At 69.2% G+C, this 14,609-nt stretch carries 15 protein-coding genes; 7 read left to right on the plus strand and 8 right to left on the minus strand.

Going from position 1 to position 14,609, the window contains the following annotated elements:
• The first annotated feature begins 244 nt into the window (after positions 1–244).
• Entirely contained in the window at positions 245–778 is a 534-nt protein-coding gene (locus tag A4R44_RS50940) for a DUF1508 domain-containing protein (protein WP_232791842.1), read from the plus strand.
• A 590-nt stretch (positions 779–1,368) separates the two neighbouring features.
• On the opposite strand, the gene A4R44_RS29975 is transcribed toward A4R44_RS50940, so the two are convergent.
• Both A4R44_RS29975 and A4R44_RS29980 read right to left on the minus strand, forming a co-directional pair.
• Complete coding sequence (locus tag A4R44_RS29975) at positions 1,369–1,656, minus strand: hypothetical protein (RefSeq protein WP_067588192.1); 288 nt, start codon at positions 1,654–1,656, stop codon at positions 1,369–1,371.
• 357 nt (positions 1,657–2,013) lie between these two features.
• Positions 2,014–3,579 (minus strand): NAD(P)/FAD-dependent oxidoreductase, encoded by a 1,566-nt coding sequence (locus A4R44_RS29980; protein WP_067588194.1) that lies wholly within the window; start codon positions 3,577–3,579, stop codon positions 2,014–2,016.
• Between the two features lie 193 nt (positions 3,580–3,772).
• Here A4R44_RS29980 and A4R44_RS29985 point away from each other — a divergent pair, with 193 nt between their 5' ends.
• The 4 genes from A4R44_RS29985 to A4R44_RS52660 all read left to right on the plus strand — a co-directional run bounded on the left by A4R44_RS29985 (position 3,773) and on the right by A4R44_RS52660 (position 8,187).
• Positions 3,773–4,714, plus strand: coding sequence for a LysR family transcriptional regulator (locus A4R44_RS29985; RefSeq protein WP_067588196.1), 942 nt, complete (start codon positions 3,773–3,775; stop codon positions 4,712–4,714).
• A 416-nt stretch (positions 4,715–5,130) separates the two neighbouring features.
• Positions 5,131–5,604, plus strand: coding sequence for a MarR family winged helix-turn-helix transcriptional regulator (locus A4R44_RS29990; protein WP_067588198.1), 474 nt, complete (start codon positions 5,131–5,133; stop codon positions 5,602–5,604).
• A gap of 35 nt (positions 5,605–5,639) precedes the next feature.
• Positions 5,640–7,283, plus strand: coding sequence for an FAD-dependent monooxygenase (locus tag A4R44_RS29995; RefSeq protein ID WP_232791843.1), 1,644 nt, complete (start codon positions 5,640–5,642; stop codon positions 7,281–7,283).
• A gap of 685 nt (positions 7,284–7,968) precedes the next feature.
• Positions 7,969–8,187 (plus strand): serine hydrolase, encoded by a 219-nt coding sequence (locus tag A4R44_RS52660; protein WP_198545499.1) that lies wholly within the window; start codon positions 7,969–7,971, stop codon positions 8,185–8,187.
• 85 nt (positions 8,188–8,272) lie between these two features.
• Here A4R44_RS52660 and A4R44_RS30000 read toward each other — a convergent pair whose 3' ends face one another.
• Together A4R44_RS30000 and A4R44_RS30005 are read right to left on the minus strand one after the other, a co-directional pair.
• Entirely contained in the window at positions 8,273–8,953 is a 681-nt protein-coding gene (locus A4R44_RS30000; RefSeq protein WP_067588200.1) for a response regulator transcription factor, read from the minus strand.
• On the minus strand, positions 8,950–10,185 hold the full coding sequence (locus A4R44_RS30005) for a sensor histidine kinase (protein WP_198545484.1): 1,236 nt from the start codon (positions 10,183–10,185) through the stop codon (positions 8,950–8,952). The genes A4R44_RS30000 and A4R44_RS30005 overlap by 4 nt, the downstream gene beginning before the upstream one ends.
• Before the next feature lie 110 nt (positions 10,186–10,295).
• On the opposite strand from A4R44_RS30005, the gene A4R44_RS30010 reads away from it, so the two are divergent.
• On the plus strand, positions 10,296–11,270 hold the full coding sequence (locus A4R44_RS30010; protein ID WP_067588202.1) for a hypothetical protein: 975 nt from the start codon (positions 10,296–10,298) through the stop codon (positions 11,268–11,270).
• Positions 11,271–11,737: 467 nt separating this feature from the next.
• Here A4R44_RS30010 and A4R44_RS48370 read toward each other — a convergent pair whose 3' ends face one another.
• The 4 genes from A4R44_RS48370 to A4R44_RS30025 all read right to left on the minus strand — a co-directional run bounded on the left by A4R44_RS48370 (position 11,738) and on the right by A4R44_RS30025 (position 14,323).
• The gene (locus A4R44_RS48370; protein WP_157905031.1) at positions 11,738–11,992 is read right to left on the minus strand and encodes an SDR family oxidoreductase; all 255 of its coding nucleotides are present in this window, start codon (positions 11,990–11,992) and stop codon (positions 11,738–11,740) included.
• 166 nt (positions 11,993–12,158) lie between these two features.
• On the minus strand, positions 12,159–12,326 hold the full coding sequence (locus tag A4R44_RS47490; RefSeq protein ID WP_232791844.1) for a hypothetical protein: 168 nt from the start codon (positions 12,324–12,326) through the stop codon (positions 12,159–12,161).
• Between the two features lie 756 nt (positions 12,327–13,082).
• Positions 13,083–13,526 (minus strand): ester cyclase, encoded by a 444-nt coding sequence (locus A4R44_RS30020; RefSeq protein ID WP_067588204.1) that lies wholly within the window; start codon positions 13,524–13,526, stop codon positions 13,083–13,085.
• A gap of 32 nt (positions 13,527–13,558) precedes the next feature.
• Complete coding sequence (locus tag A4R44_RS30025; RefSeq protein WP_369805955.1) at positions 13,559–14,323, minus strand: LLM class flavin-dependent oxidoreductase; 765 nt, start codon at positions 14,321–14,323, stop codon at positions 13,559–13,561.
• On the opposite strand from A4R44_RS30025, the gene A4R44_RS30030 reads away from it, so the two are divergent.
• A complete protein-coding gene (locus A4R44_RS30030) occupies positions 14,249–14,461 on the plus strand; it encodes a multicopper oxidase domain-containing protein (protein ID WP_095213704.1) in 213 nt (70 codons plus the stop codon). The genes A4R44_RS30025 and A4R44_RS30030 overlap by 75 nt on opposite strands.
• Positions 14,462–14,609 lie beyond the last annotated feature (148 nt).

The raw sequence follows: 14,609 nt of genomic DNA on the forward strand, positions 1-14,609 counted from the left end.
TGTCGGCCAACGGTCTCGACTCGTTCATCGCGGCGCAGATCTACTCGAAGCCCGCCTTTCCGGGGCTGGCCAGCGTGTCGGCGACGACACGTCCGCCGGACGAGGCGGGCACGGCTGCCGGCCGGATCCCCGGTCGAATGGCAGCCTGCCGTCCGGGAAACCCCCGGATCGGGCGACGGGCGCGAGCACCGCACGCCCAGCGCGATGGGCTGCACAGGACGGTCGGGCGGGAAGAAGGTGCAGCATGGCGGGGAAGTTCGAGGTCTACCACGACAAAGGCGGCAAGTTCCGGTTCCGGCCCAAAGCCGGCAACGGCGAAATCGTCGCCTCCGGCGAAGCCTACGAGACCAAAGCCGCGGCCAAGCCGTACAGCGCGCCGCCAGCGACGCGAAAAACGTCGAAACCGACGGCTGACTGCCGCGATACTCGCAGAGATCAGGACGTCCGCAGCGAAACCGCAGCACAAGAGCGAGCGACGCAGCGCCTGCGCCGGAGCAAACCACCAAAGTGCAGGCACCGCGCCATGGTCGCCGCCAGACTCGGCATCGACCCGCTCCGCGAAGCCGAAGACGCGCGAGCCCGAAGTCCCACGACAACGCGGGCTGTCCACGACCACCGATCGCGTCCGCGGACCGGCCAACGGCAGGTCCGAGACGACCTCTCCGCCCCAGTGCGCCGTCGCCGCGGCGGGCGTGAATACCAGTCCGACAACCATGAGCAACGCGAGAAAAAAGCGGGTTGCGCCCTTCGCGCTCATGACGGGAACTCATCCAGGTAGTCCGGCCAATGGGTGCCGCCGGGCACCATCGGCTGCGGGTCCGATGCGGCAAATGCGAGAGGTCGCCCAGCGACGTATCGATGCCGCCGAAAGCGCAGAGGAACGCGGGCACACTGGAATTGAACAGCCGAAGCGGCCTGGGCACGCCTGGAATGACTCTCCGCATCGACCCTTCAGCAGTGTCGACGACGGTGGGCACGCCGTAGCTGTCACCGATTCCGACCAATTCGCGCCCGTCGATGAGCCGAGGCTCCTGGACTGGCAGGTCGTGGAAGACAAACTGCCAACAGTTCTCGACCGGAAGGCCGACCTCTGCGCGGAATTCCCGTAACCGCTCGGGCAGCGCCGGATGCAGTGCGTCCGGCGGGATCGGGCGCAGCTTTCCCCTCCATGCTGAGCGGATCTTTGCGACAAGGTCGTCTCCGCTGTCAGCGGTCGCAAGAACCGCCCCTGCCTGCGTCCCGTTCGAGCGCAGAGACCTGCTCCGCTCGCGATCATCCGCCCCTCGCCGGTCACTCGATCAGCCGATGCCGCCGCGCCCGGCGGGCACGGGTCCGCCTGGGCGAGTTCCGCGCTGGGCGTGCGGTGCGCTAGCCCCTTTTCGACTTGATGTACACGGTGACGTTGGTCGCGAACTTCCACCAGCCCTGCTCGACGTGCCGCCAAGTCCGATTGTGGTGCGTAGTCGCGGGGAAGTGGACATAGTAGCCGGTGTAGCTGGTTTCGCTTGCGATATAGAAAGCGTCGATGTCGACGCCTTCCGGGGCAGCGTAGGTGGTGTGCGGCTTGACGTGCGCGAATTGGCTTTTCGGACACGTTCCCGACCTTTTCGGCGGATACGTTTCGTCGGCTCCGCCTCCGTTCCATCCTTTGCACACCAGTATGTGGGTGTCCGTGTCATTTCTTATCGTTCCGCAGATCGGGCCTGCGCAGCCTCCGTCTATCTGAGCCGCCGTCGTGCGGTCATTCAAATGGGACGGGACCTTTCCCTGACCGACGCCCGCAGACGTCGCCCAGACAGCAGCCGCGCGACAACGACCTGGCCTTCCGCCGGCCGAGGCAGGCCTAGGGCGGCTCAGGAATCAGCGCCGAGCCGGGCGGGCCACGTCGTCCATCGGATCAAGCCACGGCCCGGTTCGATCGATGGATCAGCTGAGCGTCGAATAGCCGCTGTGATCGGTGAGCCGGTTCGCAGTTCGCCACGAGGATGGTCTGGTGGTGACCTGCTTCGCGCACTACCCGGCCGACGCCGATCCGGCACAGGAACTGACCCGCTTCCCCGTGGCCGGCGCATCCGCGGCAGAGGTGACCGGCAGGGCTGGAGATCCTGCCGGGCCGGACTTCAGCACGAGGTCGCCGAGATCGAGCGTGCTGGTCATTTTCTGGAAGCTCGCGAGGTTACCGGGCCATTTGGTCACCACTTTGCCCGTCATGCCCAGGCGGTACCAGCTGTGGCACGCACCGGCCTCCCAGACAGAGTCCGCCATTGCGCCGTCGACCCAGGTGTTGAAGTCCCGCTGAGCCCGCTGCGACGGTTGGACGGAGACAGCGTCGTTCTCGTCGACCAGCCGAAGGTATTGCATGATCATCTTCATCTGCGCCTCGATGACCGCGACGATAGACCCGCTCGCCTGGGTGTGCGGCCCGGTCACGAGGAAGAGGTTGGGAAACCCCGCGACGACAGTGCCCTTGTAGGCGTGTGGCGCTTCGCGCCACACATCCGCCTTCAACGACCGCGCGGATTCACCGCGGAACTCGATCCCGGCGAACATGGCGGTCGCGGTGAAGCCGGTCGCGAGAACGACCACGTCGGCGTCCCAGGCGCGCCCGTCGCTGGTCACGACGCCGGTCTCGGTCATCGCTGAGATCTCTGCCGACCAGACTGTGGTTCTGCGGTCGGCGAGGGCGGGATAGAACGCGCTGGACATGACCGGCCGGCGGCAGCCGAACCGGTACGACGGCGTCAGGAGTTCGCGCAGGCCCGCGTCGCGGATCTCCGACTCCATGTAGTCCCGCCACTGCCCTTCGATCTTCGCGAGGCCGGCCTCGTCCATGACCGCCTGTGTCTGCGCCTCGACGTTGAACCTGTGCTCGGCCGCCGAACGCAGGGCGTCCATCCGCGCCGGTTCGTCCCGGAACCGTGCCTGCGCCTCGATGTCGTAGAACTGTTCGTCCTTCGGCATGACGTAGGGCGGGGTGCGGATCACCGCCAGCACGCTCTCGGCCACGTCGACTGCGTAGGGCAGAACCTGCGCAGCACTGGCGCTCGCACCGACGACCACCACGCGCCGACCTGCCAGGGAGATTCGCTCGTCCCATTGCGCGGTGTGGACCACCTCGCCGCGAAACGTCTCGCGCCCCGGAAGGTCAGGAATGCGAGGAGTGCTGAGCGAACCGCTCGCCACGATCAGGAACCGGCACGACAGCGATCCTCCCTCGGCGGTACGCAGGTTCCACACGCCCGCGGGTTCCGCCCAGCTCGCCGACACCAGCCTGGTGGCGAACCGGACGCGGTCCCGGACCCCCAGATCGTCGGCCACCGTGTTGATATAGGCGAGAATCTCGTCCCACGGCGCGTAGCTCCGCGTCCACGTCGGGTTCGGAGCGAACGAGAGGCTGTAAAAGTGGGCCGGGACGTCGCAGGCCGCATTGGGGTATCGGTTGTCCCGCCACACCCCGCCCAGTTCGGCGGCACGCTCAAGAATGACGAAGTCGTCCCGTCCCTCGGCCAGCAGGTCGTGCGCAGCGCAGATTCCGCCGAAACCCCCACCGACCACGACGGTCTCGTGGTACTCGATCATGATGTCACTCCCACGTCGGCTCTGATCGAGCGGTTCTCGCGCGTGGCGGGCATCAGTTCACCCCGTGCCCGTCACCTCGCTTCAGATCGGCACCAACACTCCACGCTGCCGAGGCGGGACGTCCAAGGCTTGTTTCGCATCCCGTGACGCGTTTCAGGCATCACGGCCCGGCGAGCGGGCTATCTTGTGTGGGGTGCACCCGACCGACGCGCTGCCACCGGCCGAGTTCGACCTCCGGCTGGTCCGCTACTTCGCGGTGGTCGCCGAGCAGCGGCATTTCGGCCGCGCCGCGGCACTGCTGCACGTCACACAGCCGAGCCTGAGCCGCCAGATCCGGACCCTTGAGCAGCGCGTCGGCGCCCGGCTGCTCGACCGCGACCGGCAGGGCACCCGCCTTACCCCCGCCGGAGCCGCGTTCCTTCCCCACGCCAGGCAATTGCTAGCCGTCGCCGCGACCGCCGCGGCGGAGGCCCGTGCGGCCGCGGCGCCCAGCCGGGTCACCGTCGGCCACACGCGCGGGCTGATCATCACTCCGGCAGTGCAGCGACTGCGCCACCACCGCCCCGAGGCCGAGGTGCACACCGTGCACCTGGAGCTGTCCGAGGTTCGGGCGGCCCTGTTCGGTCACCGTGTGGACGCCGTCGTGGCTCGACTGCCGTTCGCCACTGACGGGCTGCGCATCACCGTTCTGTACGAGGAGCCCCGGGTGCTGCTCGTGGCCGGGGACCATCAGCTGGCCGGCCGCGAATCGGTCGCCCTCGACGACATCGCGGCTGAGCCCATGCCGAGGCTGCCCCATGCGGAGTGGGACTCGTACTGGCGTCTGGACCCCCGTCCGGACGGTACGCCGGCACCCGACGGTCCGCTGATCGGCCACCTTGAGGACTCGTTCGAACTGATCGCCTCCGGGCAGGCCGTCGCCATCGTGCCCGCCGGGCTGCGTGCCGACAGCACCCGCCCGGACCTGACCTCGATCCCGCTGCACGGCTTCGCGCCCTGCCAGGTGGTGCTCGCCACCCGCGCCGGGGAGACCGCGCCCTTGGTGGCCGCGTTCCGCGAGGCCGCCCAGGCTCTGCTGAAGGGGGCGGGCCACCCCCGCAGCGACCGTGCTGCGCCAGCCGATCGGCCGCACTGAACCGATCCGCCACGACGACAGGCTCTTTCGTCCGCCCAGCGCGCTGGGGCGCACATCGGCCCCTGGTGACGGGGCTGCTGTTCGCCGCGCCGTATCCGGCTTTCATCATCGGTACGGCCCTCGTCCACGACGTGTGCCATCGATGCGTCGTCAGGGGAGACAGCGGCGTACCGAGTCGAAGCAGTCCGGCGATGACGATGCGGAACAGAGCCGCCGTCACCGCCCGGGCGGTGTCCGCTTGCCTGACCTCGCCCTCATTGCATAGGAACATTATCTAATTTGCCCCGAGCGGCGAGACGGTTCGGTGGCGAAACCCCACCACGATCGCGGTTAGAACCCAGACTTCGGTAACACCGAGGGCAGTGACGATCTCCGCACTGCTGGCCAATTACATCATCCTATGATATAAATCGAGGATGGGCGAGAGCGAATGCGACCACGGGCGGGATGACGTCACGGAGGCTTTCGACGAGGTCATCCGCCTGATGATCCGGCACCTGAACGACCACGGAGGCCTGACGTTCCCCGCGATCACCTGCCTGGGCAGGCTCTACCGGGACGGCCCGGCCCGGCTGACGGCACTGGCGGCGGCGGTAGGTGCCAGCCAGCCCTCGACGAGCCAGCTGGTCCAGCGCCTGGAGCGGCAGGGACTGGTGGCGCGGGTCAGGGATCCCCAGGACGGGAGGGCGTCGCTCATCGTGCTCAGCGACGCCGGCCGCACCCTGGTGGCCAACCGTCTCCGCGAGCGCCGTGACCGCCTGACGGAGTTGCTGGCCACGCTCTCCCCCGAGGACGACGCCTCGCTTCGGTTGGCGATGCAGGTGATCCGACCGATCGTCCGGCGGTTGACCGAGACCGCTCGCCGGTCGGAGGCCCAGGCCGGGTCCTGACGACTTGGCCACCCGATCCATTCCGGAGGTACACCATGACCACACCGTCCACAACCGCCGCCGCTTCCGCCTCGGCCGGGCATCCGCTCGACTATGACGTGGTGGTCGCCGGGGCCGGCCCCGCGGGGCTGATGCTGGCCGGTGAGCTGCGGGCCGGCGGCGCCTCGGCAATCGTGCTGGAACGGTTGGCCGAGGCCGATCCGATCCTCAAGGCAGGAACCCTGAACCGGCCCAATATCGAGGCGTTCTCCCGGCGCGGCCTGCTTCCCGCGCTGCGGCAAGCCCAGCGGGAGACGGAGTGGACCGTCTCCTACATTTCCACCCGGCGTCAGGACGGCACGAGCGCGCTGCCCAGGTTCTCCGGACATTTCGCGGCAATCATGCTCAGCGACGAGATGCTGGACGAGTCCGACCCGGACCTGGCCGGGCTCCATCCCCCGGACATGGTCGCCCTGGTCCACCAGAAGCAGGTCGAGGCGATCCTCGCCGACCGCGCCGCCGGGCTCGGCGCGGAAATTCGCCGCGGGGTGGAAGTGACCGGCTTCGAGCAGGACGGCGAAGGGGTGACGGTCACGACCGGCCAGGGGCCGATCCGGTGCGGATGGCTCGTCGGCTGCGACGGCGGCCGCAGTACCGTGCGCAAGCTCGCCAGGTTCGACTTCCCCGGCACCGACCCGGAAATCACCGGCTACCACGGGATCGCCGACATCGTCGGCATGCAGGACCTCGGCGTCGGCTGGCACGCGACCGACACCGGCGTCTACCTCAACGACCCACCGCGCGGGCGGATCACCACGGTCGCGTTCGACGGCGCACCGGCAGACCGCGAGACCCCGGCGACCGCCGAGGACCTCCAGGCATCCATTCGCCACGTGACCGGCGCCGAGGCCACGGTCACCGGGGTCACGAGCCTGACCCGGTTCACCGACAACACCCGTCAGGCCACGACCTACCAGCAGGGGCGAGTGCTGCTCGCCGGCGACGCGGCCCATGTGCACCCTCCCTTCGGCGGACAAGGGCTCAACCTGAGCGTGGGCGACGCGATGAACCTCGGTTGGAAGCTCGCCGCCGCTGTGCGGGGGACGGCGCCGGACGGGCTGCTGGACACTTACACCGCCGAGCGGCATCCCCTCGGCGCCTGGGTGCTGAACTGGACGCGTGCCCAGATCACGGTGATGCGCCCGGAGCCCCATGCCCGCGCGCTGCGCGAGGTGGTGGCCGACTTGGCACGGACCGTGGATGGCACCACCTACCTCGCGAAGAAGATCTCGGGCGTCTGGCAGCGCTACGACCTTTCCGGTGACCATCCGCTGGTCGGCGCCAGCGCACCCGACTACGCGCTGGCTGACGGGTCCCGGCTCGCCGACCACATGCACGACGGCAGAGCGCTCCTGCTGGACCCCTCCGGTGCGCTGCACGACCTCGCTGCCCCCTACCTCGACCGCGTGCGGACGATCACCACGGCCCCGCTGACCGACGACGCTCCGGCGGCCATGTTCCTACGGCCCGACGGTTACGTCGCCTGGGCGGGCGAACCCGGCCGGAGCTCGCTGGACAAGGCACTGCAGACCTGGCTCGGCGTCCCACTGGCACATCCGAACCAGACTCCGGAAGCGGTCACCACCGCCACCAACCCCTCTCTTGGCCAGAACCCACCCAGTGGCGAAGCAAAGCCTTGAGCAGAGTCTCGCGCGGTTCGATCATGGTGCGACACTGCCCAGCAGAGCCCCGAGCCGCGATCGGCCGCACCCGAGACCCCGGGACACAGCACGATTCGAATACCGGCGCTCCACTAGCTCGGTGATCCGCCGAGGGCAGCTTCCGCACGAGAACGCTCGTTTCCGCCTGCCGCGACCGCACCATGATCACTTAGCCAGGTGTCGCGGAGAGAAGACCCCGGCCGTTCGCCAGGGTGACTGAATCTCTGCGGCGGCTTCTCTTTCCGGCTCGCGTGGTAAGTCCTCGCGGAGCTCCAGGAGCGTGCAGTCTTCCTCGACCCGCCGCCGCGTCCGCCAGCCCTCGCTGACTTTTTCGTCGCACGCCGCCCGGATCGCGGCGAAGCTCGTCTCCAGCCCGCACAATGCCAGCCGCCACCAGCATCGCCAGATCCGGCTCACGGGGTCCCGCCGGGCGGATGCCCACCGTGACCCGAACACCACCAAACTCGGTGCCACCACGCTCGCCTGCAACGCCACCCCACCGGCTCCACCAACCCCGCCGAAACCAACAACTGCAGCGACACCAGCCAATTCGTCTCCAGCAACACCTTCACCACCACCGACGGGTTCACCGCGACAGCGCTGGGCATGACCCCGCACGCACCAGCCTCACCCGCGATCCCCAAGGCCCGGCGTCACCAGCGGCATCGACGGCAACCACTTCACCGACACCGGTCGCGACGACGACGCGATCGGGAATTTCGTCACCGCCCTCGCCGGCGAGGGCCACCTCTTCCCGCCGGGCACCGTCTGCTCCTGGTCCAACAGCGGGCACGCGGCGCTCGGCAGACTGGTGGAGGCGTTGCGCGGCAAGCTCTTTCACGACGTGTTCGACGAGCGCCTGGTGACGCCGCTGGCCACGTAGAGGCCGGCGGGGAGCGCGTGCCCACCACGGCATGGGCGGTCCGCTACCTCTCCACACCCCAGCGGCTCGCAGCTGGCGATGAGCGCTACGAGCCCGGAGTGACCACTCCGGCCTCGTAGGCGTTGATGACCAGCTGCGCGCGGTCCCGTGCGTTGAGCTTGGACAGCAGGCGTCCGACATGCGTCTTCACCGTGCCGAGCGTGACGTACAGGTTCTCGGAGATCTCGGTGTTGGACAGGCCGCGGGCGATCAAGGCGAGGACTTCTCGCTCGCGTTCGGTGAGGCTCCGCAACGCCGCGGAGGCCAGCCCGGCGGAAGGCCCTTGGCGGACGAACGCGGCGATGAGGCGACGCGTGATCCGGGGCGCCAGCAGCGCGTCGCCCGCGGCGACCACTCGGATCGCGGTGACCAGCTCGGCCGCGGTCGAATCCTTGACCAGGAAGCCGCTGGCCCCGGCCCGCAGCGCGGCGTAGACGTATTCGTCGAGGTCGAAGGTCGTGAGGATGAGGACGCGGACCGACGCCGTCTCGGGGTCGGCGCAGATGCGCCGGGTGGCTTCGATCCCGTCCAGGTCCGGCATCCGGACGTCCATCAGCACCACGTCCGGCTGATGCCGCCGGGCCAGGCGGACGGCCTCGGCGCCGGTGCCGGCCTCGCCGACCGGCCGGAGCCCGGGTTCGGCCGCGAGCAGAGCGCGGAAGCTCTCCCGGATGAGCGCGTGGTCGTCGGCGAGCAGCACGCGGGTGTCCGGAACCGGGGCGGTCACGAGGCGGTCCTCGGCTCGGAGCGGGGGATCTCGGCCACGACCCGGAACCCGCCGCGGGCGGCCGGGCCGACGCTCAGCGTGCCTCCGTGGGCGGCGATCCGCTCCCGCATCCCGATCAGCCCCTGCCCGCCGCCCGGACGACCGCGCGGCATCGTGCGCGCCGGGCCGTCGTCGGCGATCTCGACGTGCACCGCGTCGCCCAGCCCGCGCACCACGATCCGGCAGTGCCGGGACTCGGAATGCTCGACGACGTTGGTGAGGGCCTCCTGCACGATCCGGAACACTGCCAGATCGACACCCGGCGAAAGCCCCGCCGTTCCGGTGAGCGCGAGGTCGACCTCCAGTTCCGGCCCGCTGAGACGCTCGGCCAGGGCGGGCAGGTCCGCGCTGCCGGGCAGCGGGGTCAAAGCGGGACCTTCCGGTGCCGCGCCGGCGGAGACGGGACGCAGCACCCCGAGGATCCGGCGGATCTCGGCCATCGCGGCCTGGCTGGTCTGCTCGATGGTGCTCAGCGCGGCCTTCGCGTGCTCGGGCTGCGCGTCGGCGAGACGGCCCGCCACGGTCGCCTTGACCGCGATCAGGCTCATGCTGTGGCCGAGGATGTCGTGCAGCTCGCGGGCGATCCGGAGCCGCTCGCCGGCCACCGCCTCCACCGCCGAGCGGCGCGCGAACTCGGCTCTGTCCGCGCGCCGCGCGTGGACTACCCGCCCAGCCGCCCAGACCACGACGAGCTGGACCGCCACGGTCCCGAGTTCGAACTGCCACCACAGCGGCGCCTCGCTGTGCAGCGCGGCCGCACCCACCGGCACGTGGACGCGGTAAAACCTCGGGACGGTCACCGCGGCGGCGACGAGACAGCCGGCCAGCGCGGCGACGGCGACGGCGGTCCGGTCGGTCAGGTTCGCGACCGTGTAGGCCGCGACGGCGACAGGCGCGTAGGTCACCCACAACGCCCCTGCGCCGCCGACGCCGAGGAAGGTCGCCGACGCGGCGACAAGCACGATCCAGGACAGCACCGGAACGCTCCAGCGGCGGCGAAGCAGCAACGGCAACCCCACAGCTGCCCCGACCGCCCAGGAAACCCACGCCGGTCCTGGGTACGGCGGACCGGGCGGGTCGCGCAGGGTGTAGGCCACCAGCCACGTCGCGACCAGCGCCAACGCGACGTCAAGTACGACCCGGCGGTGACGCCGGGCCTCCCGGAACCGGTTCAGGCCGGCGAACTGCGGCACCCCGGCACGCTATCGCGGCTCCGGAGCCGCCGCGTCCTGCCCAGGTCAGACTTCGAAGATCCGACCCTGGTCAGATTCGGCAGGGCGCCCTCGCGCGGGAACGTGTGCCGATGACGACCTTGACTGAGCGCGAGAGCCGCCCCGCGTCCGACCTTCGGGCGATCACCGTCTTCGCCGTGGCCGTTGTGCTGGGCGGAGTGGGCGGCTTCGCGCTCGCCAAACTCTTCGGAGTCGGCGAACTGCGCTGGGGCGAAACCGAACTCTCGGCCATCTCCTCGACAGCCGGCGCGCTCGTGGTGGGGGCGGTCGCCGGGCGGCTGCTGCTGAGCGGTACCGGTCAGGCCATGCGGGTGCACGCGCCGGCACCCGTCGCCGGCTGGCCGGGCTCCCGGTTCGGCGCGGCCGCGCTCGTCCTGGCGCCGTTGCTGCTGCTGGCCGCGGAGGCCATCCGGTCGGGGACCGACTACTTCTACCCCGCGCAGCTCGCTGCCATGGCCAGCGCGCCGGGGGCCATTCTCGCCTCGTACGGCCTTTACACCGCCGGCCTGGTGCTGCTCATCCCCGCCTTCCTCGCGCTGACCGGGCTGATCGCCCGGGAACGGCCTGGATGGGCCTTCTGGGGAGCGACCATCGCCGTCGTGGGCAGCACGGTGCGCATCTTCCAGGACGGAATCAGCTTCCTGGCCCTGCACCTGGTGCCCGCGCAAGGGCTGGAGACCGCGACGACGGCGGTGAGCGAGACCTACCAGTCCTGGTACGTGCTGCAAACCCTCGACGGCAGCGACAACCTCGCCTGGGCGGTCCTCGCGATCGGCGCGTACCGGGCCAGGGTGCTCGGCTGGGTGCCCGCACTCGGTGTGGCGTTCATGCTGACCCACTACAGCGGCGTGCTGAAGGGAACCGACCTCAGCACCCTCACCGGCGCGGCGCTGCTCGCCGCCGTGTTCGTCCCCCTCGGAGTCAGCCTGTGGCGGCGCGCCGAACCCGTCTCCCGCAAGGTGTGGTGGGGCGGTATCGCCTCGGTGGCGCTGCTGGCCGCGCAATACCTGGTCACCGCACTGAACGGATTCCGCAGCTGGGGATGAGTCCCCGGTGCGGCCGGGTGCGAGGCAGGAACCGACCTCGCTCGATCTCGGAACGTCCCTGCCAGATTCTGGACAGTGCTGGGATCTGACGGCAGTTCTTGAGGATGCCGCGCAGGACGGCCTTCCGACTGGCCGGCTCCTGCGACCCAGGCGATCGAACAGTGCTCGCCATCGAACCGTCCATCGAGATGCTTCGCCAGCGACCGCCTACCGCCGCACTCGCCGGACTACGGCGAATAGCGCCGCGCCAAATCGTCCTCGCCTACGACACCCACCGAATTCTGGCTCGCCCACGAGTACATTCCCGAAATCGCCGACCCGGGACTGTCTCGCCCTGTTCAACCGACATCGCGAACGCACTGAAAGCCGACAGCATCACACCCCTGCCCTGCGGTTTCACCGACGGCGTTTCCCGGCCTGCCAAGACCCGCTCAGCCTCGACCAGTGGGACGTCGGCTTCCTGCTCATCATCTGGCGAGATATCCGCCGTCCACGGGAAGCACAGTTCCGTTGACGAAGGAGGTCCCAGGCGAACACAACCAGGCCACTGTTTCCCCCACCTCGCGCGCTGCGGCCACGCGGCCCATCGCGGTGCGGGAAACGACGGCTTCGATCTTGTCCGCTGGAGCGTTGGCGGTCATCCCGGTCTGGATCGGGCCCGGACCAACAGCGGTGACGCGTACGCCCTGTGGTCCGTACTCCGCGGCGGCGCTGCGGGTCACGTGCTTGCTGGCCGTGCAGACGCTCTGGCCCCCGCCGTCGATCAGTCCCAGACCGACGACGGGGTGACGATCGCTCCGCGAGACGCGATCACGTACTTCACGCAGAGAAACACGCCGGTCAGGTTCCCGGCGACGACGCGGTGCCACTCGGCTTCGTCCAGGTCGGTCAGGAGACCGGGGGCGAAGTGCCGGCGTTGTTGCGGGCGAAGTCCAGCCTGCCGAAGGCGTCCACTGCCGCCGTGACCACGTTCTGCACCGACACGTCGGTGCGCACGGCCAGCGCCTTCGCGCCAAGCGCCTGAACCTCGGCGACGGTCTCGTCGGCGTCGACCACATCGCACAGGACAACCGACGCCCCGCGACGGGCGAAACGCCAGCGCGCTGGCCTGCCCGATCCCGCTGGCCGCGCCGGTGACCAGTGACTTTCCCGTCAAATTCGCCGTCCGTGAGGATTTCCTCGTCAAGTCCCGTCTCCGCCCGCGCACGATAGCTATGCCGGATCGGCCGATCCCGGCTGTCCGGCGCGCGAGCGAGGTGACCGTCTCTNCCGTCTCTTGAGGACCGCTTGCCGTCTCGAAAGACGCAGGCGGCCTTCCCCGCGGAGACCAGCGATGCGGGCTCACGGTCCTTGCCGTGCCGTCCGCCCGGCGAAGCGTGGGATCCTGACCCGCACGGCAGCGAGCCAGACGCCCGGCCCGCTGCGCTCTGACCGGAAACGCCGCCCACGCGCGCTGGCCGCAGTGGCCGGAGCCGACGTCGGTCCGTCCGGTGCCCGCCCCGGTCACAGCCCCATGGCGCGTCGTCCGGTCAAAGTCCTCGGCCAGCAAGCCAGTCGCTCGCCCGCGGCAACGGGGCCACGAAAACGTGCTCGGTGCGCGTTGAGCACGAGTGCCGAGCCGGTCCTTCCCCGCCAACCGCCCGAACTGGTTGTCCGTAGTACTCGGGCAACGGCGTATCGCGGAGAAACAGGCATCGTGCCTGAACCCGGCGGGTCGCCGCTTCCGTCTCCAGCACTCCGACCCCGGCCAGAAGCCGCAGGCCGGTCACGATCCGAGGATTCATCTCGCATTCGCCGTATTCCTCCTTTGGTTCAGGAACCCGGCACGTGGGGCAATGCGGCCAGACGAGCGGGGACGACACCGAATCCGTCGATCATCTGCACATAATTCCAGCAGTCGATATTGTGCGCGATCTTCCCGTCGCTGAAACGATACGAGGAAAGCCCGTTGAACTCGATCGCGTGTCCAGTGCGATCGACTCCTTCGAACAATCCGTTCCAATGGGCGCGGATGACCCAGTGGCTGCTTCCTCGTTCCGGCGTCACGACTCTCACCGGGAAGGTCAAACTGAAGTCCGGCATCGTCTCGAACACTCCGCGAGCGAATTCGCGGACGCCCTCGTGTCCCTCGTGGCGCACTCCGAGCGCCAGATCCTCGTAAACACAATCTTCGGTGAACAGCTCCGTCAGAGCGCCGACATCCTTGGTCGACCACGCCAGCTCGAGACGGTCGAAAATCCACTCGCGCGCACGCATCTGGTTCTCCTCGCCTGATCGGCCTGGGCGGGTCATGGCCGGCCGGCGCCGAAGTGCGGAAGGACTTTCGTGCCGAGGAGTGCCAGCGCGCCCATCGGATCGGGCCCGATCGGAGGCCCGAAAGCCACGTGGTCGGCGCCGGCCGCCACCATGCCCTCGACCCGCTCGATGACGTCGCCCGGGGTTCCGGTGAGAGTGAACGCCTCGATCGCCTTGTCGGTCACCAGCGCCTTGGCCTCCCGTACATCCCCGCGGTTGAATGCGTCGTACGACGCATTGATCTCCTCCTCGGCAATGCCCGCGGCCCTGGTCATGGGAGCGAGGAACGGCTGGAGCAGAGCCAGGAAGCCACGGATGTGGTCATCGGCCACCGCCCGATCCTCATGGATCGAGGTGAGCGGGCCCGCGATGATCTCGGCCTCGTCGCCGGACCGGCCCGCGGCCGCACGGCCGGCCAGGAACTCGCTGCGCAGCCGCGCGATGTGCTGCGGCCCGGCCGTGCAGTCGATCTTGATACCGGGTGCGAACTTCCCGGCGAGCCGGGCTGTTTGCGGACCCCAGGTTCCGATGAACAGCGGCACGCGCCGAGGCACCTCGAATTGAAAGTAGAGCTCGGCCGTGGCTTCGAAGAACTCGCCCTCGAAGGGCGTCCGGTCGCCGGTGAGCATGCGGTCCATGAGATGCCAGGCCTCGCGGAGCATCGTCAACGGACGGTGCGGTAGCTGTCCGGCTGGAAGGACACCGTCTACGTGCCGCCGCAGGTCGAGGCGAAGCTGATCATGCGCTTTGCCGACCACGCCGATGCGAAGGTGCCGTACCTGTACCACTGCCACCTGCTCTGGCACGAGGACGAAGGAATGATGGGCCAGTTCGTCGTCGTCGCGCCCGGCCAGGAGCGCAGCACGATCGACGGCGACCCTGATCACGAACACTGACTGGGACTGGGTGTCGCCGTCGTCTGCCGGGTGAAACGGCGGCGGCAGAGCCGGTCCGGACTGGATATGCCCATCGCCGGGAAATCCCGGAAGACGCCGCGCGAGGACCGAGCGGGGCCAGCCGCCGTCCTCGATTCCGGATCGAGGA

Origin of the sequence: Amycolatopsis sp. M39 (assembly GCF_001651785.1) — a bacterium.
GTDB classification, from domain to species: Bacteria; Actinomycetota; Actinomycetes; order Mycobacteriales; family Pseudonocardiaceae; genus Amycolatopsis; species Amycolatopsis rubida.

Bases quoted from the DNA above. Each gene is read 5' to 3' on its own strand.
- A4R44_RS50940 (WP_232791842.1), top strand. From the start codon at position 245: ATGGCGGGGAAGTTCGAGGTCTACCACGACAAAGGCGGCAAGTTCCGG.
- A4R44_RS29980 (WP_067588194.1), bottom strand. From the start codon at position 3,579: ATGATCGAGTACCACGAGACCGTCGTGGTCGGTGGGGGTTTCGGCGGA.
- A4R44_RS29990 (WP_067588198.1), top strand. From the start codon at position 5,131: ATGGGCGAGAGCGAATGCGACCACGGGCGGGATGACGTCACGGAGGCT.
- A4R44_RS29995 (WP_232791843.1), top strand. From the start codon at position 5,640: ATGACCACACCGTCCACAACCGCCGCCGCTTCCGCCTCGGCCGGGCAT.
- A4R44_RS30010 (WP_067588202.1), top strand. From the start codon at position 10,296: ATGACGACCTTGACTGAGCGCGAGAGCCGCCCCGCGTCCGACCTTCGG.
- A4R44_RS30020 (WP_067588204.1), bottom strand. From the start codon at position 13,526: ATGCGTGCGCGCGAGTGGATTTTCGACCGTCTCGAGCTGGCGTGGTCG.